Origin of the sequence: Mediterraneibacter sp. NSJ-151 (genome assembly GCF_022487435.1) — a bacterium.
Taxonomy (GTDB): Bacteria; Bacillota; Clostridia; order Lachnospirales; family Lachnospiraceae; genus Schaedlerella; species Schaedlerella hominis.
In genome coordinates this window covers 20,392-39,864 of the sequence record NZ_JAKVPP010000016.1, presented here as the reverse complement: position 1 = coordinate 39,864, position 19,473 = coordinate 20,392, and the positions used below count along the sequence as shown (strand labels likewise).

At 38.7% G+C, this 19,473-nt stretch carries 15 protein-coding genes; 13 read left to right on the top strand and 2 right to left on the bottom strand.

All coding sequences use genetic code 11. The annotated features are described in order from the left end of the window. Positions 1–5: 5 nt before the first annotated feature. The 4 genes from LQE94_RS14050 to LQE94_RS14035 all read left to right on the top strand — a co-directional run bounded on the left by LQE94_RS14050 (position 6) and on the right by LQE94_RS14035 (position 6,654). Positions 6–2,129, top strand: coding sequence for an FAD-dependent oxidoreductase (locus LQE94_RS14050; protein WP_240577975.1), 2,124 nt, complete (start codon positions 6–8; stop codon positions 2,127–2,129). After that, entirely contained in the window at positions 2,123–4,900 is a 2,778-nt protein-coding gene (locus LQE94_RS14045) for an FAD-binding protein (protein WP_240577974.1), read from the top strand. The genes LQE94_RS14050 and LQE94_RS14045 overlap by 7 nt, the downstream gene beginning before the upstream one ends. Positions 4,901–5,196: 296 nt before the next feature. Further along, the gene (pgmB, locus tag LQE94_RS14040; RefSeq protein WP_240577973.1) at positions 5,197–5,838 is read left to right on the top strand and encodes a beta-phosphoglucomutase; all 642 of its coding nucleotides are present in this window, start codon (positions 5,197–5,199) and stop codon (positions 5,836–5,838) included. A gap of 369 nt (positions 5,839–6,207) precedes the next feature. Next, positions 6,208–6,654: a PD-(D/E)XK nuclease family transposase gene (locus LQE94_RS14035; RefSeq protein ID WP_276312758.1), complete on the top strand. Its 447-nt coding sequence runs from the start codon at positions 6,208–6,210 to the stop codon at positions 6,652–6,654. Positions 6,655–6,789: 135 nt separating this feature from the next. Here the strand turns inward: LQE94_RS14035 and LQE94_RS14030 are convergent, their stop codons facing one another. Then, positions 6,790–7,443 carry a TetR/AcrR family transcriptional regulator gene (locus tag LQE94_RS14030; RefSeq protein ID WP_118688451.1) on the bottom strand — a complete coding sequence of 218 codons (654 nt, stop codon included), beginning with the start codon at positions 7,441–7,443 and terminating at the stop codon, positions 6,790–6,792. A 219-nt stretch (positions 7,444–7,662) separates the two neighbouring features. On the opposite strand from LQE94_RS14030, the gene LQE94_RS14025 reads away from it, so the two are divergent. Both LQE94_RS14025 and LQE94_RS14020 read left to right on the top strand, forming a co-directional pair. Further along, positions 7,663–9,198 carry a sialate O-acetylesterase gene (locus LQE94_RS14025; protein ID WP_240577972.1) on the top strand — a complete coding sequence of 512 codons (1,536 nt, stop codon included), beginning with the start codon at positions 7,663–7,665 and terminating at the stop codon, positions 9,196–9,198. Between the two features lie 137 nt (positions 9,199–9,335). Then, the gene (locus LQE94_RS14020; protein WP_240577971.1) at positions 9,336–10,304 is read left to right on the top strand and encodes an alpha/beta hydrolase; all 969 of its coding nucleotides are present in this window, start codon (positions 9,336–9,338) and stop codon (positions 10,302–10,304) included. A 114-nt stretch (positions 10,305–10,418) separates the two neighbouring features. Here the strand turns inward: LQE94_RS14020 and LQE94_RS14015 are convergent, their stop codons facing one another. Continuing rightward, the gene (locus LQE94_RS14015; RefSeq protein ID WP_240577970.1) at positions 10,419–11,468 is read right to left on the bottom strand and encodes a helix-turn-helix domain-containing protein; all 1,050 of its coding nucleotides are present in this window, start codon (positions 11,466–11,468) and stop codon (positions 10,419–10,421) included. 362 nt (positions 11,469–11,830) lie between these two features. Between LQE94_RS14015 and LQE94_RS14010 the strand changes: the two genes are divergently transcribed. The 7 genes from LQE94_RS14010 (at position 11,831) to LQE94_RS13980 (ending at position 19,469) form a co-directional block, all read left to right on the top strand. Continuing rightward, positions 11,831–14,140: a family 78 glycoside hydrolase catalytic domain gene (locus tag LQE94_RS14010; RefSeq protein WP_240577969.1), complete on the top strand. Its 2,310-nt coding sequence runs from the start codon at positions 11,831–11,833 to the stop codon at positions 14,138–14,140. A gap of 1 nt (position 14,141) precedes the next feature. Beyond that, the gene (locus tag LQE94_RS14005; protein ID WP_240577968.1) at positions 14,142–15,527 is read left to right on the top strand and encodes a family 43 glycosylhydrolase; all 1,386 of its coding nucleotides are present in this window, start codon (positions 14,142–14,144) and stop codon (positions 15,525–15,527) included. Between the two features lie 450 nt (positions 15,528–15,977). After that, the gene (locus LQE94_RS14000) at positions 15,978–16,868 is read left to right on the top strand and encodes an Rpn family recombination-promoting nuclease/putative transposase (protein WP_240577967.1); all 891 of its coding nucleotides are present in this window, start codon (positions 15,978–15,980) and stop codon (positions 16,866–16,868) included. Positions 16,869–17,245: 377 nt separating this feature from the next. Next, on the top strand, positions 17,246–17,494 hold the full coding sequence (locus LQE94_RS13995) for a type II toxin-antitoxin system HicA family toxin (protein WP_118688460.1): 249 nt from the start codon (positions 17,246–17,248) through the stop codon (positions 17,492–17,494). Positions 17,495–17,496: 2 nt separating this feature from the next. Then, positions 17,497–17,709: a type II toxin-antitoxin system HicB family antitoxin gene (locus tag LQE94_RS13990; RefSeq protein WP_117991387.1), complete on the top strand. Its 213-nt coding sequence runs from the start codon at positions 17,497–17,499 to the stop codon at positions 17,707–17,709. Positions 17,710–17,734: 25 nt separating this feature from the next. Further along, a complete protein-coding gene (locus LQE94_RS13985; RefSeq protein WP_117991390.1) occupies positions 17,735–18,220 on the top strand; it encodes a PAS domain-containing protein in 486 nt (161 codons plus the stop codon). Positions 18,221–18,401: 181 nt separating this feature from the next. Beyond that, positions 18,402–19,469: a family 43 glycosylhydrolase gene (locus LQE94_RS13980; protein WP_240577966.1), complete on the top strand. Its 1,068-nt coding sequence runs from the start codon at positions 18,402–18,404 to the stop codon at positions 19,467–19,469. Positions 19,470–19,473: the final 4 nt, after the last annotated feature.

Genomic DNA, 19,473 nt, shown 5'->3' with positions numbered 1-19,473 from the left:
ACGAAATGATTACAATAACAATTGATGGAAAGCAGATTCAGACAGAGCAGGGAACGAGTGTCTTAGAAGCTGCACTTCAAAATAATATCTATATTCCACATATTTGCCATCATCCGGATTTGAAAGATATTTCCGCTTGTAAATTGTGTTATGTGCAGGTTGAGGGACAGGATAAGCCAGTGACATCCTGCATGTTAAAAGCGGAAGACGGAATGAATATCGTTACGACAAATGAAGAAATTCAGCATTTGCGAAATGTTGCGATGGAATTGATTCTGGCAGCACATCCGGAAGATTGTTCTACTTGTCCGAAATATGGAAACTGTGAACTGCAAAATCTGATTCAGTACATGGGAGTATCTGCGGCGAGAATGCGTACACGAGTAAAAGGGTTTGCGTGTGAAACGGAAAATCCTCTATATGACCATGACATGAACCGTTGTATTTTATGCGGACGCTGTGTAAGAGCATGTAATGACTTGAGAGAAGTAAAGGTATTGCAGTATCAGAAAAAGGGTATGGAGACATATGTCGGAACATTGCATGAAAAATTGTTAAAAGATGCGAACTGCAGATTCTGTGGGGCATGTGCGGAAGTCTGTCCAACCGGAACAATCCGGGATAAGATAAACTATCCGGCAGCGGAGCGAAAAGAAAAGCTTGTCCCGTGTAGAAGTACTTGTCCGGCTAACACAGATGTTCCTCGTTATATCCGCTTTGTAAAAGAAGGAAAATACGATGAAGCGGCAGCTGTAATTCGGGAAAAAGTACCATTTCCACTGGCACTTGGACATGTCTGTTCACATGTTTGTGAAGCGGAATGCAGACGTTGTGCAGTAAATGAGCCAATCTCCATTCGCAACATCAAACGATATGCAGCCGAGAAAGATACCGGAAAGTACTGGAGAAATAAAGGCAAACAATTACCGGATACTGGGAAAAATATTTGTGTAGTCGGAGCCGGCCCGGCCGGATTGACAGCCGCTTATTATCTGAGAAAACAGGGACATAACGTGACAGTAAAAGAAGCACTTCCGAAAGCCGGAGGAATGTTACAGTATGGTATCCCTTCTTATCGTATGCCAAGAGAAGTGTTAGATCAGGAAATCCAATATATTCTGGATAGAGGAATTGAGTTAGAGACAGGAGTTAAAGTCCAGAATATAGCAGAGTTAAAAGAACAGTATGATGCGGTATTGGTTGCAATCGGAAATCATGAAGGCACTTTACTTCCGATGGAAGGAAATGATGCGGAAGGCATTTTACTGAATATTGACTTCCTGAGAAACGCATCAATGGGAAACGAGACCGGAATCGGTAAGCGTGTAATCGTGCTTGGTGGCGGTAATGTAGCATTTGACTGTGCAAGAACGGCAAAGAGACTCGGTGCAGAAGAAATTCATGTAGCCTGTCTGGAGGCCCGGGATAAGATGACTGCAGACGAGGAAGAAATCGAACAGGCGCAGGAAGAAGGTATCCAGGTACATCCGGCACAGAGCTTTGAGAAGATTTTGAAAGGTAATGATAACAAAGTAACCGGAGTTGCATTCAGTGATATCCTGTCATTTACATTTGATGAAAATCACAGAGCAATTATTGAAAAGGCAGAAGACTCTTATCATGAAATCGAGGCAGATACGGTTATATTTGCGGTAGGACAGAGATGTGGATTGAGTCCGGAAGCAGGAATGGAACGAGGCAGAGCAAACTCAATCAAGGCGGATGAGAAAACACTTGAGACAGATATTCAAGGAGTGTTTGCGTGTGGTGACGTGACTTATGGAACGAAGTCAGTAATTCTTGCAATCGCAGATGGTAGAAAAGTGGCAGAATCTATTGATAAATACTTAGGTGGAGACGGAGATATTTCGGAGGTGCTGGCACCGGTGGAAGAGCATCCGACAGCAATTGGACAGGTAGACGGATTTGGCTATGAATCAAGAAGAAAACCTCAGATATTAAGTGCCAAAGAGCGAAAAGATAATTTTAAAATGGTCGATGCAGGAATCTGTGATGCGGATATTTGCCAAGAAGCTTCAAGATGTCTGCAGTGCGATCTGAGAATGGATATTACAAGATCAAAAATCTGGAGTGACTATGACGGAGAGGAGGGAGAGAAAACATGTTAAAGTACATAGAAAATAAAGAAGCAGAAGAAAAAATTGCAGAGATGAATGCAGAACAGATTCTGGATAAGATTGTAGAAATAAAAGATCCGGTTATAAATATGACAGTCGGAGAAATGATTTCAAACTTAAAAGCTACTGCTCGGAATGAAAAGATGAATGTCGTTGTTTCTTTAGCAAATGGTGATATCGATCAGATGCTTGCCTGTCTGTATCAGGACAATGCACAGGGAATTCTGTACGGAGCAGAAGCACTTGCCAAGATTCTCGTAGCAGAAAAAATCGTGTTAATTCTCCCGGAATCTTTAAAAGAACAGGAAGTAGAAAAGAATTTTAGCTCAAGTGAATGTCCGACAGAAATTTTATACGGAATGTGTTCGCGTATGTCTTACACAACGGATTTGCTTGTACATCCAATCATTTGTGCGAAATGTTTTGAAGCATTAAAGGGAGAAAATGTTCATAAAACCATTCTTTCCGTGAACGGACAAGCACCGCAGGAAGTGGAGTATGGTACAACATTTGCGCAGATTATTCCGGAAGCGAAGGCAGTTAGAATCGGAAACCGAATCTGGGGAGAAGAAGTAAGAACACAGATAGTAGATGAAACATTTCCAATTGAGAATGGTGTGATTGAAACATATTCGGAAACAGAATGTGTAGTGAAAAAGGTCGAAGAATTTATTGGAAAACTGCGAGCAACATGTTGTGGAAAATGTGTTTTCTGCCGAGAAGGTCTTGTTCAGATCCATGAAGGGTTAAAAGATTTGACAGCAGGAAAAGCAAAACTGACAGATATCGAGCTGATGAAAGAATTAGCAGAGATCATGCAGCAGCAAAGTAATTGCAGTCTGGGACAGACAGCCCCTGGAATGATACTAGGATTGCAGGAACATTTTGCGGATGATATCAAAGAACATCTGGCAGGACGATGCCATACATTGACCTGTAAAGCACTGGTTCACTATTATATTGACCCGAAAATGTGTAAAGGTGATGGGCATTGTGTGGATAACTGTCCTAAAAAAGCAATCGACGGTGGAAAAGATTTTGTTGGTGTTATTGATGAATTCGAATGTGACAAGTGTGGTAAGTGTATGGACATTTGTGCGAATGGCGCAATTAAGTGTGTAACCGGAAGATTACCGAAATTACCGGATGAACCAATCGCATTGAAGAAATCGAAAGACGCATCTGAAACGCAGGAAAGAAAAACAAGAAAACGAGTAAAACCAAAAGCACTGTTATATAAGAAAAAAGTATCCGGTTTTACAGAAGATTCCAATAGTCAGACAGTTAAAGTGAAAGGAAATTTACCTATGAGAGAAATGAATGCAGACGTTATTATCGTAGCAGCCGGACCGGCAGGACTTGCAGCAGCAGTTACAGTTGGAGAGCATAATTTATCATCTATCGTATTTGAAAAATCAAATACAACAGGCGGAGCAGCCAATATGGGAATGGGACCACTTGGTATTGATACAAAGGTTCAGAGACGTGGATTCAATCAGATTACAGTAGAAAAAGCACTGGATCTTCATATGGATTATACCCATTGGAGAGTCGATGCAGACTTGGTTTCTACATATTTCCATAAATCAGCAGACACGATTGAATGGTTGGAAAGTATGGGTGTAGAGTTTGCCGGAGCGTTCAAATATTTCGCAGAGTCCGAGGCAACATGGCATATCGTAAAACCGGAAAACGGAGTGATTGGACCTCGTGCAGCCGGCGGTATGATCAAAGCTTTGACAAATCGAGCAAAAGAACTTGGTGCACAATTTGAAATGGAAACAAGTGTTGTGGAGCTAATCAAAGAAGGCGATAAAGTCTGCGGAGTGATTGCAGTAGATAAAGACGGACAGCAGATTAAAGCAATGGCAAAATCGGTTATCGTTGCAACAGGTGGATTCGGAAATAATAAAGAAATGCTTGCAAAAGAATTCAATCTTCACCTTCAAGAAGACTTCTATCCATTTATGGTTCCGGGAATCGTCGGAGATGGTCTGAACATGATGTGGAAGGCGGGAGCTATGAAATATGGTGCAGGTATCGAGGCTATTTATCAGCTCCCAGATAACCTGAACTGGTTCTTGTTAGATGCAGTTCTTCGTCAGCCAAACCTTCTTATCAACCAGTTGGGAGAGCGTTTCATGAACGAAGACCGTATGGGTAATACAACATTTACAGGAAACGCAATTGCACTTCAGCCGGGAAATTATGCGTACTGCATTATGGATGGAAACATTTTGAAACATTATAAGAAAAATGGACCGGACATTGAGGATATCGTACATCCACAGGAAGCATTCTTTGGATTCGAACAGCAGGCAGCATTGGCTGTAGAGCAGGGATATGAAGCATATTTCGAGGCTGAGACATTAGATGAACTTGCAGAAAAATTACAGATGGATCCGGAAGTATTGAAAAATACAGTGGACGAATATAATGAGATGTGCGATCTGCATTGCGATACACAGTTCAATAAAAATCCAAAATTCCTGCATAAGATCACAGGAAAAGGAAAATATCTGGTTGGTAAGTTCTATCTTGGAGCATATGGAACAATCGGAGGAATCCGTATTAACAAATACTGTGAAGTATTGGATGATAACTTTATACCAATCGAAGGATTGTATTCCGCAGGTTCTGATGCAAATACAATTTATGGCGACAGTTATAACTTTACACTTCCGGGAAATACAATGGGATTTGCAGTGAATTCAGGAAGAATGGCTGGAGAATCTGTGGCTGAGTATATTAAGGAGCTGTAGAAAGTAAAACAACAATAAAAGTTTTAAATAAGACAGGCAGGAGCAAAGGAAACTTGCTCCTGCCTGGTTGCATATTACTTTGAATTTTGGGCAAACTCTGTTTTGTATTCCTTTCGAGTGTTTTTTGTTGAAAACTCGAAAATTTTGTTGACGAAATGTGGATAAACATTTAAAAAATATAAAAATATGCCGGATTTTTCTAAAGAACCTACATGGAGAAGTCGCACACTGCACATTACAATAAAAATATAAGGACTAAAAAATGTAGTGTATTTGAAATGGAGGAAATAGAGAAAATGAAGGCATTTATTTTTGATCTTGATGGGGTAATTGTATTTACAGATAAATTTCATTATCAGGCATGGAAGAAAATGGCAGACAGAATGGGAATTTATTTTGATGAGACAATCAATAACAGACTTCGAGGTGTAAGCCGTGCAGAGAGTCTGGAAATCATTCTGGAGAAGTATGAAGGAGTTTCGTTGACAGCAGAGCAGAAAGCCGAACTGATGGAAGAAAAAAATAATACTTATAGAGAACTCTTGAAAACAATGACAGCGGCAGATGTGACAGATGAGGTTCGTGATACCTTGAAAAAACTTCATGAAGCCGGATTTAAACTGGCAATTGGTTCTTCCAGCAAGAATGCAAAATTTATTCTGGAAAAGGTTGAATTATTAGATGCGTTCGATGCAATTTCAGACGGAAATAATATTACACATTCAAAACCAGATCCGGAAGTATTCTTAAAAGCGGGGGAATTTCTCGGAGAGAAACCGGAAGATTGTGTTGTTGTAGAAGACGCTTATGCAGGAATTGATGCGGCTAAGGCAGCAGAGATGGAAGCTGTGGGAATTGGTGATGCAGCGGGATATAATAAAGCGGATTATAAGATTCAGAAATTTGAAGAATTGTTGAAGATTGCGGGAATTGAATAGAGTTAAAATCAGGAGCAGGAGAAATCTTGCTCTTTTTTCTTGCAATGGGATAGAACATATGCTATTCTAGGTTCACTCAGATGATATTCTTTCATCTGGAAAGAAATCTATTAATCAAATCGGTGTTTCAATTCAAAGGCTCAATTATTCGAGCAGATAATCCGATGAAAACAACGAGACAGCAGTTAATTAAAAATATATACAAGTACTTTCGCGGGTAAAATCTATATGATAAACTATGTCTAACAGGAATTCTTGTATCTTTTTTGCAGTTATGCTGTCACAAAAGAGAGGAGAATTCAATGAGAAAAACAAGTAAACCAAAGAAAACGAAACCAGACAATTTTATAATGTTACCGAAGGATTGCTTTGTGTGATACGGAATCTGGAGAAGAATATACAGATCTGATAGAAATGCATGTCCTTGAACTTTCTAAATTACCTCCTGAGCAGCAAAATGAAACGGACCTTATGAAATGGATGCGTTTCTTCGGTGGGACGTGTGAGGAGGATTTTAAGAAAATGGCAGAGAAAGATGAATATATTGGCGAGGCATACGAAGCATTAAAAAATATGAGTGAAGATGAAATAAAGCGAATGGAATATGAAGCACGGCAAAAGGCAATTCGGGATTATAATTCCTATATGCATAGTGCAGAGAGACGTGGAATTAAGAGCGGAATTAAGATTGGCAGAGATGAATTATTAAAACAGCAGGTTAAAAAGAAACTTGCCAAAGGTCAAAGTGTGGAAGTTATAGCAGAGGATTTGGTAGAGGACATTGATGTTATACGGAAAATTGTAGAGGGACTATAAGTGAGAGATTCAAAAGCAGATTAAGGAAGCATTCTAAAAAGCAGTGAAAGGACTTCATTTTGTAAAAGTGAAGTCCTTTTTGTTGCATGCATACTTTCACAAATCCAGTGGATTATTTTTTCAGCCTTACGTAAACTATGCAGTTAAATATACGCGGAACATAGCAATGATTTCATCAACATGAATTTGCAGTTCTTGTTTTTGCTTCTTGAATTCTTTGGCAGACAAGAGTCCGATATGCTGCAAAGTAGATAATGTGATTGTGTGAATAAAATTCAGGGAATGTGGAATATCAATTTCATTTTTCAGTTCTCCATTCTTCAGGGCATCCAGCAAAAGTTGTTCGGTTCTGGTATTGAGCGTATCTGTATAAAGTGCAATTTTATCGGATTGCTTTTGTATAGCAGGTATATCCTGCGTGTAGGTATCAATCAAAAGTAATAAGGTAAGGTCATCTTTATGTTTTAATATTTCATAAAAAAATGAATGAAACAGTTGTAAAAATTGTTCCAGTGGAGAAATGTGAGAGTATGATTGTATGATTTTTTCATTTTCATCCAGTGTTAGGGCAACTGTACGAGGAATGATTTCATCTGCAATAGCGGTCATAACATCTTCCATATTTTTAAAATATTTATATAAAGTTACTGTAGAAATATCTAATTTTTTTGCGAGCTTCTGCATAGTAAATGAGGCTGTCCCATCTTTTAACAGCATTTTGCGGGCAGCAGTGAGAATTTCATGTTTCCGTTTCTCTCGCATTTGATTAAAATAAGCAGCTTGGTCCATAATATCGCTTCTTTCCTATGATTTAAAGTTAATGGTCATCGTATATATCATGATCATTAACGATTTATTTTCTATATTATAACAGCAAAGAAAGTTGGAAGTAAAGTGGAAAAGTGCTTGAAATTCAAGAAAAAACAAGTTAACATAGTGTTAAGTCAATTAATACAGAGAAAATACTTTTAAAGAACGGGATTCAGTTGTTCGGAATAGGAGAAAATGATGTTACAGACAGCGAAAATATTTCAAGATGGAATGATTCTTCAAAGAGGAAAAAGGATTTGTGTATGGGGACAAAGTGAACCAGAAACAACAGTTACTGTAGAGGTTCAAGGACAAAAAGAAAGTACAATTGCAAAAGAAAATGGGGAGTGGTCAGTATGGATTTCGAAATTAAAAGCATCCGAAGATGAAGTGATGCATATTTCCACAGAGACAGAGCATTTGCAATATAAAGACGTTGCAATTGGTGAAGTATGGGTGGCAGGCGGACAGTCTAATATGGAGTTCTGGATGCGTTATGAGAAGCACAAAGAAGAGGCGATGGAAGAACTGCCGAAGAATAGACTTCGTTTTTATGATGTTCCAGAAATCAGCTATGATGGTCAGATAGAAGAATTTGACTATAGTAGGCAGGCTATTTGGAGAAAGGCAACAAACGAGGATCTCGAGTACTTTTCGGCAGTCGGCTATTATTTCCAAAAGGAACTGGAATCAGCGTTAGATGTGCCGGTTGCAATCATAGGTTGTAATTGGGGTGGTACGGTTGCGTGTGCATGGATGAATCCAGAGACTGTGAAGAAAGTTGGACCAGCATGGATGGAAGAGTATGAGAATCAGGTCGCAAAGTTGGACATGGAAGAGTATTGGAAAAAGCAGCATGGGAATCCGATGAATGACAGAGGAAATATGTTTGCAGATCCGTTTACAGAATTTGTACTTCCAAAAACAAGAAGTGAGGAAGAGGTACAGGCATTTTTCGCACAATCTACCAATTCTATGGACTTGCAGGAATACCTTTCTACAATGATGCCGCAAAGCATACCGGGAAGTCTGTATGAGCACATGGTAAAGATAATTGCGCCATATGGAATCAGCGGATTTTTATGGTATCAGGGAGAAAGTGATGACGATACTCCGGGGATGAATGTATTTTACAAAGACATGCTGTCCGGCTTGATCTCAGACTGGAGAACACTGTGGGGAGATGATACATTACCGTTTATGGTTGTGCAGCTTCCGGGCTTTGAAAAATGGATGGACAATGACAGAAAAAATGAATATCCAATCATCCGCCAGTGTCAGCAGGATACTGCAGATACGGTAGCGAATGTTCATCTTTGTTCAATCTCAGATGCAGGAGAGCAGATCGATATCCATCCAAAGAATAAGAAAGTAGTTGGAGAGAGACTGGCACTTCTTGCAAGAAAATATGCATATGGAGAGGACATTCTTGCCGATGCACCGCGTATGGAATCTGTTACACGTAAGAAAAATATTGTTACGATTACATGGAATAATGCTGGTGACGGAATTGTGGTAAAAGGTAACAAGGTGGAAGGACTTCATGTATTTGCAGGCGAGGAAGAAAAAGCTTATTCATTTATAGTAGAAGGAAATAAACTGGTATTGCAGATGGAACAGGTTGAGGACGAGCCATTACAGGTGAAATTTGCCAGAACTTCATGGTATCAGGTGAATTTATATAATTCAGCAGGAATTCCGGCTATTCCATTTGAAACGGATGGAGATATTTGAGGTTTGTTATGAGTAAATGTGTGTAGGATATGGAATATAAGACAATGCAAAAAAATGTCGGATTTACAAAAAGAATCTACATAGTATAAAGATATATTCTTAATTAAAATGAAAGAAAAAGGGAGGAATGTGTTACAATGAAAACAGAAGTGATCAAATTATATGAAAATCGAGAAGACGTTACATTAACAACATACGTATTGGAAGATTCACCGGAGATGCTTGCCGGAAAATCCAGACCTGCAATTTTAATTTGTCCAGGTGGTGGATATATGAGCTGTTCTGATCGTGAGGCAGAGCCAATTGCTATGAAGTTTGCATCGATGGGATATCATACATTTGTTCTGAGATATTCTACCTATATGGGTGGGAATGCAGGTGGATTCCCAGATATCTCAAAACCACTTCCGGTAAAAGAAGAGTGTTTGTACCCGACACAGATGAGAGAGATTGGACAGGCGATGCTGATCATCCGTGAACAGGCAGAAGAGTGGAAAGTTGATGCAGATCGGATTGCAGTTTGCGGATTCTCGGCAGGAGCACATAATGCTGCTATGTATGCAACAAACTGGCATACAGATACAATCAGTGAATACTTCCATGAAGACAAAGAAAAATTCCGTCCGGCAGCAGCAATTCTTGGCTATACATTAAGCGACTATATTTTCATGAGAGATAATACAGAAAAAAGAAGCCCGATGGATGTAGCATTCTTCAAAGCGTCAAACACAGCATTTTTGGGAACAGCTGAGCCATCAGAGGAACTTTTGGATGAAGTCAGTCCGGCAAGACATGTGACGGAGAATACACCACCGATGTATCTGTGGGCAACTGCATCGGATGAACTGGTTCCGGTACAGCACTCACTTCGTATGGCACATGCATTGGCAGAACACAAGATTCCATTTGAATTGCATGTATTTGAGGAAGGACCTCATGGATTGGGACTTTCTACACAGGCAACGGCAGCGGCAAAATCACAGATATATCCAGATGCTGCAAAATGGGCAGACCTGGCAGGTTGCTGGCTGGAGAAGAGATTTGCGTTTGATTTGCCGGAAAAAACAGCTTTTGAGGAAATGTTGGAAAAGGGAATAATTGGATAATTTCAACTGGAATAAGATTGTGAGAGCAGTAAGTTTGCGTTAGAAACCAGATAGGGACGGAGTTTAATGGCTTTTTTCAAAAGCCATTAAACTCCGTCCCTATCTGGTTCTTCCCTATCTGGTTCTATTGCGATATTCCAAAGGGGTCATCCCAAAACACTTCTTAAACGCTTGTCTGAAATTACCGATATCTGAATACCCTAATTCCTCGGAAATAACCGCGATGGAAATATCTGGATTAGTAAGCAGGCGGGTAGCCTGGTTCATACGTAATTGCTGGATATTTTCGCTGAAACTCATACCGGTGCTGGATTTGATAATCCTTTGTAATTGTCGTTCGCTGTAATTGAAGAAAGAGGACAATTCTTTCAAAGTAACTGTAGCGAAATGCTCCTGTATATATTTCAAGATGAATATCAGGTTTTCATTCTGGTCATCTTCAGCCAGTGACGGAACGATAACATTTGCACCATGATTGCGAAGCAGTGTAATGAAAAATGCATCGATAATGGAATTGAGCATCCGGTTTTTGTATTGACGGTTTCCAATAAATTCTTCATAAGCATAGCCGACATAATTAAATAATTCGTGATCACCATGTGTACGGAATAGAAGGTAAGGGTGTGTCGGTGAATGATATAACATACGCATGAAAAAATCTGATAATACATCATTTTCCGATAAGGTCCCGAAGAAAGCGGTCTCAAAGGTGCTGGTTCTAAGTATAATATTGAATACGATACAGTTATCGGAAAATACACTGATAGCATGCGGTGTATTTGGTGCAATGATGCAAATATCACCGGACTGCATTTCCAATTTTTGCTCCTGAATATAGTTGTAACAAGACCCATGTAAAACACAGAGTACCTCCAAAAAAGAATGAGAGTGCCAGTTGCATGGAAGGTAACGAAAATGTTTATAGATTTCGCAATCTAAGTTTTTATGAAAAAATAAATCCTCTTCCAGATTGTCAACCAGGAATTTAGGAAATAAACAATCATCTGTGTGACTGGCTTTGACAAAAATATCTCGGCAATCCTTAATATCATGTGGTTTTTCTAAGTGTCGGTCTTGATTTTCGAAATATAAGTCTTTTAATCGTTGCTCTGTTTTACATAAATTTGTATCTATTTCATATTCGTAGGAATCATAAAATCGCATAAGGTATCCTTTCACTGTCCGATAGTGTTAATTTGTTATATCAGATGTGAGATGACTCCCACCTCTGTAGGTGGTGAGTAACAAATCAGTATCAGTGGTGGGAGTCAATCCCCATCTGATATAGCCTCCGGCAGGATTGCAGAGATGCGCAGAAGAAGTATGTCATGCATTGCATGACGCGCATCTCGCAGCAAGAATGCAGAGGCATTCTTGAATTATTATACCAAAGATAAATTTAAAATTCTTTAAAATTCATAGAAATGTCATCTTTGTAATGCAGGAGTGTCTGATTTGCAACTATGTTGTAAAATGAGGGATTGCTATACTATGAAATATAATAAAGCAGAAGGAGAATCTGGATAATGGGAATATTAGGAAACTGGATTACAAATAAAACAGCAAAACCATTTTATGCAAGAAGAATTATAAAAATATGTAAGCAGGTTTTACATGCAGAGGCAAAGGTATGTGGGCTTGGTCAGTTTCATTTTTATATAAATGGATGCAAGGTAGAAGATCATGAGTTGGACCCGGGATGGACGGATTATCACAAACTGATTGAATATGTAACATTTAATGTAACGTCATATTTAAAAGAAGGGGAAAATGTAATTGGAGCGGAGGTCGGAAACGGCTGGTTTTATAAGATGGACGAGCATTACACATTTAAATTTCCGGAATTTATGCCGCCAAATCCGAATCCATATAAACCATTTGGTGAAGAACTTGTATTGGCAGTAGAATTAATGATTACTTATGTTGATGGAACAGTAGAAGTTATTCATGCAGATGAAGATTTTCTTGTAAAAGAGCATCCGGTTGTAATGAGTAATGTATATGGTTCGGAGACAATTGACGGAAGAAAGAATCAGGATGGATGGTGTACAGCAGAGTTCAATACGACAAGTTGGGAGAATGCTTCGATTGTTACAAAGGAGAAAGAGCCGACTGGTCGGATGATCGACCAGATACAGCCACCAGTGAAGGTGCTCCATTCTTATCAGGGAGAATATTTGAACAATGTACAGAGCAAAGACATCTATGATTTTACACAAAACATGTCAGGAATTTTAGAGTTTGAAGTAAAAGGAAAAGAGGGGGATGAAATTCATCTTTACCCTGCCGAGAAACTTGCAAAAAATGGGGATATCGACCAGATGGCGAAAGGCTGGGTAGATTTGGATTCCTGTATTACTTATATTATCGGACAGGACGAAGTATGGGAAACATGCAGAATGAAATTTACGTATTTTGCTGGAAGATATGTTGCAATTGAGAAGCCGGAAAACTGTGAGGTGCGTAATCTTACGGCTCATGCAATCAGCAGTGCTTATGAGACGGACGGAACATTTACATGTGATGACAAACGTTATGAGCAGATTTACAGTCTGGTGGAAAAAGCAGTTGAGGCAAATATGGTCAGTGTGCATACCGACTGTCCGACAATTGAGCGATTTGCATGGCAGGAGCCGAATCATCTGATGGCACCAGCTATCATGTATATGAAAAATGGATGTAAATTGTGGGAAAAATTCTTGTTGGATATGCGAACAGCGCAACATACAGCACAAGATTATTTTTATGATTTTGAAGAAAATAAAGTCTATCCGGGAGATGGATTGATGCCGTCACAGTGTCCATGTTATATTCCGAATGTACTTCCGGTTCCGGGGATGGGAAGTTTTTATGATATCATCGGTTGGGGAAGCACCTGTATTCTTGGAACATATTGGCATTATATGTTCTATGGGGATAAGAAGATCATTGAAGATAACTACGATGCAGGTATGAGATATCTGGAACATTTAAAAACAAAGGTTACAGAAGAAGGATTTATCAACCATGGCCTGGGTGACTGGGGCAATCCGAAAAATGAACTTGCAAGAGAAAATATTGAGACGGCTTTCTTATATGCAGATGCCGTAACGCTTGCGAAGTTTGCCGAGATTCTTGAGAAACTTGAGGATAAAAAGAAGCTGGAGGCTTATGCAGAGCAGGTAAAGAAAAACTACAATGAAAAGCTGCTTGTCTGGAATGCAGAAAAAGGATATTGGTGTTACCGTACATGGGATCATGCGGACGAGTTATTTATGACGCAGGCAGTAGAAGCGTTACCGCTTTATTGGGGATTAGTACCGGAGGACAAAGAAGTAGATGTTGTGAAAGCATTTTACGATGCTTTGGAAACAGAAGGTGCATTTGTCAGTGGAGAAATCGGACTTCCATATGTAATTCAGACAGCACGCAAATATCAGATGAATAACTTGATCTGTCAATTCATTTTACGAAAAGAGCATCCAAGTTATTATGCATTTGTATTAGATGGAGAGACGACATTGGGTGAATATTGGGAGACCAATCCGAGAAGCCACTGCCACGATATGATGGGACATATCGTAGAGTGGTATTATAATGGTATCGCAGGAATCCAAGCAGAGGAACCGGGATTTAGAAAGATAAAAATATGCCCGTATTTGCCAGAAAGTATACATGAGTTTAAGTGTATTTATCGTTCTGTGGCAGGGGAGATTTCAGTTCAGGTGAAGGAAGAGCAGGATGGAATGGTATTGCAGGTGAAAGTGCCAAAGGGCGTGGAGTATCAGATTGATACAACCAATCTGGAAAGTAGCAGAGAAATCACGGCAGAGAAGATTAAGATAGAGGTAGAATAACATGAGAGAGTTCAGTAACAGACGAAATCCTATATTGCCATTGGAATATCATGTGCCGGACAGCGAGGGACATGTAATGGCGGATGGAAAGTTGTATGTATATGGGAGTTTTGATGACAGAGAAGATGTTTATTGTAGTGAGAAATATCATGTGGTATCGACAGCCGATATGGAGCATTGGACGATTCATGAGGAATCGTTAAACGGTAATCAGATTCCTTGGTTCAATAACCCGGTTGCACCAAAATATTCAGGAATTGATTGGAGCCATCCAACACCATTTATCCAGAAAATGATTCAGCGAGACCTTGAGAATGGTGTCGATATGAAGGCAAAATTTGAAGAGGCAGAAAAAGAAGAAAAGGAAAAGCCGGCACTTCTCTTTGCACCGGATTGTCTGGAACGCAATGGAAAATATTATCTTTACTTTTGCATGCCGGATGACAGTGAAGGAGTTGCAATATCAGACAGACCGGAGGGACCATTTACAAATCCAATACAGCTTCCGTGTGGGGGAATTGATCCGGCAATATTTATTGATGATGATGGACAGGCATATTATTATTGGGGACAATTATTTTCACATGGAGTAAAACTGAATGAAGATATGACTTCCTTCAATCGAGATGAGATAGTAGATGATCTGGTGACGGAAGAAGAACATTTCTTTCACGAAGGCTCTTCCATGAGAAAAATCGGTGATACCTATTACTATGTATATGCCGATATGGAACGTGGGAAACCAACTTCACTTGGATATTCTACAAGTAAGTCTCCGATGGGACCATTTACTTATCGTGGAATTATCATTGATAATGACGGATGCGATCCGGCGAGCTGGAATAATCATGGCTCAATTGAATGTGTAAATGGACAGTGGTATGTATTTTATCATCGTTGCAGCCGAGGAGTACAGCAACACAGAAGACTTTGCATCGAGAAGATAGAGATATTGGAAGATGGTACAATCCCGGAGGTGAAGATGACCTCGCAGGGCATCGGAGAGCCATTTGCACCGAGAGAGGTCATCAAGGGATATCAGGCATGTGAAATGTCCGGTTCCGTGTATATCGGAGTGAATGAAGATGCAGGGAGTGCAGAGGAATATCCAGAGGTACTGATGAATATTTCTGTGGAAGATGAAGTGATGTTTCGCTATGTGAAGAGTGAGCAGGAGTGGAAGGAAATTTCCTTAAAATATCGTGGCAGCGGAAAAGTTAAAGTAAAAATGAATGGAACTTGTGCAGGCGAAATAACACTTACAGATAATAAGGATGTTACAAATATAACAAACCAGGAGATATGTATGGAAGCTGGAGAATATGAGCTGAAATTGGAAATTGTAGAAGCAGATAAGCTGGAAATTATAGAAATTATGCTGGCATAATAAGGAGAACGAGAGAGGACTGATTTTATAAAAGTTTTCCACAGAATTGCCAACAAAAAAGAAGAGTTATCGACAAGAAATACATTGCGAAGGCATAGGTGATAGTTTAATCTATATCTATACTCATTTCTAAAAATTAATCGATTAGTTAAGACTCTTGAGAGTCTAAGGTACGGGATGAGAATTTGAATTTTATAAGTTCTCATTCCGTACAGTTATCTATATTCATTTCAGAATATAACATGAGTTTTTTAAAGAACTTGAGTTCAGTAACAAATCCAAAATGTAAAAATCCGAATAAATATTAATAAAAAACCAAGGATAAGACTGTTAAAATGGAAGTGGAAAATTTATCTTTTACAGAAAAATCAAATGTGATAAAATAAAGAAAAATAGGATTTTCTATTTCTGTTTGACAGATAATTGTCATGAGAAAAAGGAGAAAATTCTATGAAAAAAACAAAAGAATTAAAGGAAAAAGAAAATTTTATAATGTTTCCCACAGTGGATTTTTGTTTCAAAGAATTAATGCAGAATGAGAATGTAAGGAAAGGCATTATTGCAGCTTTATTGAATGTATCACCTGATGAGATTGAATCTACCATCCTTATACAGACAATATTGAGAAAAGAATATGATAAGTATGGGATTTTAGATGTGCGTGTAAAATTGAAGAATGGAACACAGATAGATTTTGAAATGCAGGTGGCAGCATATGAATATTGGGATAAACGTTCCATTTTTTATTTGAGCAAAATGTATACAGACCCGATTAAAGAGGGAGAGGGCTATGATACATTAAAAAAATGTATTCATGTCAGTATTTTGAATTCAGTGCATTTCCCGGAGGATGATGTATGCTATCGTCGAATTGCATTTTGTGATACAGAGACGGGGAAAGAATATTCAGATCTTATGGAGATGCATATGTTGGAGTTGGCAAAATTGCCTCCGGAGGCTCAGAATGAAGAAGGCATTATTCTTTGGATGCGTTTCCTAGGTGGAAGGTGTGAGGAGGATTTTAGGCATATGGCAGAAAAAGATAAGTACATAGAAGAAGCATATGATACTTTGAAAAAATTAAGTGCAGATGAAGAGAAACGTCTTGAGTATGAGGCTCGTCAGAAAGTGATTCGGGACCATAATTCATTTATGAAAAGTGCGGAGAAAAGAGGACTGCAGCAAGGAATAGAGAAAGGAATACAGAAAGGAATACAGCAAGGAATACAGTACACTTTAAAGGCATTGGAATTGAAGAAACAAAATTTGAGTGCGGAGCAGATTGCAGAAGAACTTCAAATTTCATTAAACGATGTGAAAATGATTTTAGGAGAAAAGTAATACCATGCATGAAACCAGTGGGGACGGAGTTTTTGGCTTAATAAATGTCTCCTGTGGATAAGAAGAAACACTGATATATTTGCGAAAAATCTTTCCACAGAATTGCCAACAAAAAAGAAGAGTTATCGACAAGAAACGCATTGCGAATGTACAGATGCTAGCTTAAGCTATATCTATACTCATTTCTAAAAATTAATCGATTAGTTAAGCCGTGTGAAAGTCGGAAGTACGGAATGAGAATTTAAATCTTTTGAATTCTTATTCCGTACATTTATCTATATTCATATCAGGATATAAAATGAGTTTTTCAAAGAATTTAAGTTCAGTAGCAAATCTAAATTTCCAAATAAGAACAATTTAATAAAGGAGAGGATAAATTGTCATCAGTAGATAAAATATTGACTGCGGTAATGTGTGGAACAAGAGATAAAAATATTTTATTTTTGGATCTTCGAAAACTATTGGATGTTTTAGGATTTCGATGTAGAATAAAAGGGGATCATTTTATATATTATAAAGAGGGAGTTAGTGAAATTATTAATATTCAACCGGAAGGAAATAAAGCGAAGGCATATCAAGTTAAGCAAGTAAGGTACATTATATTAAAATATAAAATGGAGGTCTGAAATTGAATAAATATAAACAAATTATTTATTGGTCAGAGGAAGATAATAGATTTATTGTAGAAGTTCCGGAATTACCGGGATGTATGGCAGATGGAACAACGGAAACGGAAGCACTGAAAAATGCAGAGCAGGTTATTTCGGAGTGGATTGAGACAGCAAGAATTTTGGGGAGAGAAATTCCACAGCCTGAGGGACGATTGGTATATATGGGATAGTGAGTGTAAGGAGGACCTGAAAACCATGCACGCGAGAACAATTTTACAGTCATTACAACAAGGCATTCTGATTTGTAACAGAAATGCAAGAATCATATATTTTAATGATGCTTATGGGGAGTTCATTGGGAAGCGCCTTGAAGAAGTTCAAGGAGAGGAGATAACAAAGTATCGAAAGCATGCAATGGTTCCACAGGTGATTCAGTCGCAGATACCAATAGAAGGAATTGTACGTACGGAAGGAAATCAAGAGTATTTTGCAAGTGTCTATCCAATCATGGAGGGGGATATTCCTAATGGAACGATCTCAATTGTAACAACTCTTGCACAGCACCAGTTAAAAGTAAAACAAAAAACAGAGACGCTTGCAGAGAGGGTACGAAAATTTGAACGTGAAGAAATTCTGGCAGAAGTTGCATATTGCGGAGGTGGCGTAGAAGGGAAGAAAAGAGCGGCAGCCCGACTAGGCATATCGTTGGCGACATTGTACAATAAAATAAAAGAAGATTAGGGACGAGCGGTAATTTCTAAAATTTTAGAAATTATCGCTCGTTTTATCTGGGGTATAGCTATAATATAACACGTAACAAAGATGGAAAAATGTCATAAATGAACCTTTGATATGTCAGTTGAAATACTTTGGGCTGTATTTGAATCTTGCTACAATGATAAAAAAATAAGGAGAATGCAGAATGAACAATTCAATTAAACCAGGTCAGGTATGGCTTGATACAGAGGGAAAACGAATTCAGGCACATGGTGGAAGTGTAATCTGTGTGGAAGATACATTTTATTGGTATGGAGAAAACAAAGAAAATACTACTGGACAGGATAAGACATGGCATTGGGGAGTAAGATGTTATTCATCAAAAGATTTATACAACTGGAAAGACGAAGGAATTATCATTCCACCAAATCTGGAAGATGAGGCATCACCATTACATCCTACATCGATGATGGACCGCCCTCACATTGTATACAATAAAATGACACAAAAATATGTGGCATGGCTTAAGATTATGAATGAGCCCCCATGTTTTACAGTTTTGACGGCAGACCACATTTTGGGACCATATAAATTGAAGAATGCACGAGTGAATCCGTGTGGAATGGCTGTTGGTGATTTTGATATTGCAGTAGAGCCGGTTGACAATAAAGCTTACTTAATCAGTGAACGTCCACACATTACGTTATATGTTGCGGATCTAAATGATGAGTATACTGATGTGACAGGGAATTACTCAGAACATTTTCCACACACGGCACCGCCGGAAACTCGGGAGGCACCAGCACATTTTGTGAGAAAAGGAATGCATTATTTGATTACATCAGGAACGACAGGATATCATCCGAATCCATCAGAAATAGCAGTGTCAAAATTATGGCATGGACCATATGAGATTCTTGGGAATCCGCATGTGGGGGATACATCAAAAACATCGTTCAACTGTCAAATTTCATCTGTATTTAAGCATCCGATGAAGAAAGATCTTTATATTGCTATTGGAGATCGCTGGCGACCTGAGATTCCAGAACTAGAGGGTGAGAAATTTATAACAGGTGAAGGATACGAAGAAACAGCGCAAATGTTTCGGACAATTTTTGACCCAGAGGCGGAATTTATATTTGATGAAAATGCATCAAAGAATTTGTTTATAAATGCATCAATTGCAGATTATGTTTGGCTTCCACTTCGCTTTGATGGTGATAATGTTCGAATCGAATGGATGGATGAATGGAAAATAGAAGAATTTGAATAGTAGA

Bases quoted from the DNA above. Each gene is read 5' to 3' on its own strand.
- LQE94_RS14030 (WP_118688451.1), bottom strand. From the start codon at position 7,443: ATGGACCAAGCTGCTTATTTTAATCAAATGCGAGAGAAACGGAAACAT.
- LQE94_RS13980 (WP_240577966.1), top strand. From the start codon at position 18,402: ATGAACAATTCAATTAAACCAGGTCAGGTATGGCTTGATACAGAGGGA.
- LQE94_RS14000 (WP_240577967.1), top strand. From the start codon at position 15,978: ATGAAAAAAACAAAAGAATTAAAGGAAAAAGAAAATTTTATAATGTTT.
- pgmB (WP_240577973.1), top strand. From the start codon at position 5,197: ATGAAGGCATTTATTTTTGATCTTGATGGGGTAATTGTATTTACAGAT.
- LQE94_RS14015 (WP_240577970.1), bottom strand. From the start codon at position 11,468: ATGCGATTTTATGATTCCTACGAATATGAAATAGATACAAATTTATGT.
- LQE94_RS14020 (WP_240577971.1), top strand. From the start codon at position 9,336: ATGAAAACAGAAGTGATCAAATTATATGAAAATCGAGAAGACGTTACA.
- LQE94_RS14025 (WP_240577972.1), top strand. From the start codon at position 7,663: ATGTTACAGACAGCGAAAATATTTCAAGATGGAATGATTCTTCAAAGA.
- LQE94_RS14050 (WP_240577975.1), top strand. From the start codon at position 6: ATGATTACAATAACAATTGATGGAAAGCAGATTCAGACAGAGCAGGGA.
- LQE94_RS13985 (WP_117991390.1), top strand. From the start codon at position 17,735: ATGCACGCGAGAACAATTTTACAGTCATTACAACAAGGCATTCTGATT.
- LQE94_RS14005 (WP_240577968.1), top strand. From the start codon at position 14,142: ATGAGAGAGTTCAGTAACAGACGAAATCCTATATTGCCATTGGAATAT.
- LQE94_RS14045 (WP_240577974.1), top strand. From the start codon at position 2,123: ATGTTAAAGTACATAGAAAATAAAGAAGCAGAAGAAAAAATTGCAGAG.
- LQE94_RS14010 (WP_240577969.1), top strand. From the start codon at position 11,831: ATGGGAATATTAGGAAACTGGATTACAAATAAAACAGCAAAACCATTT.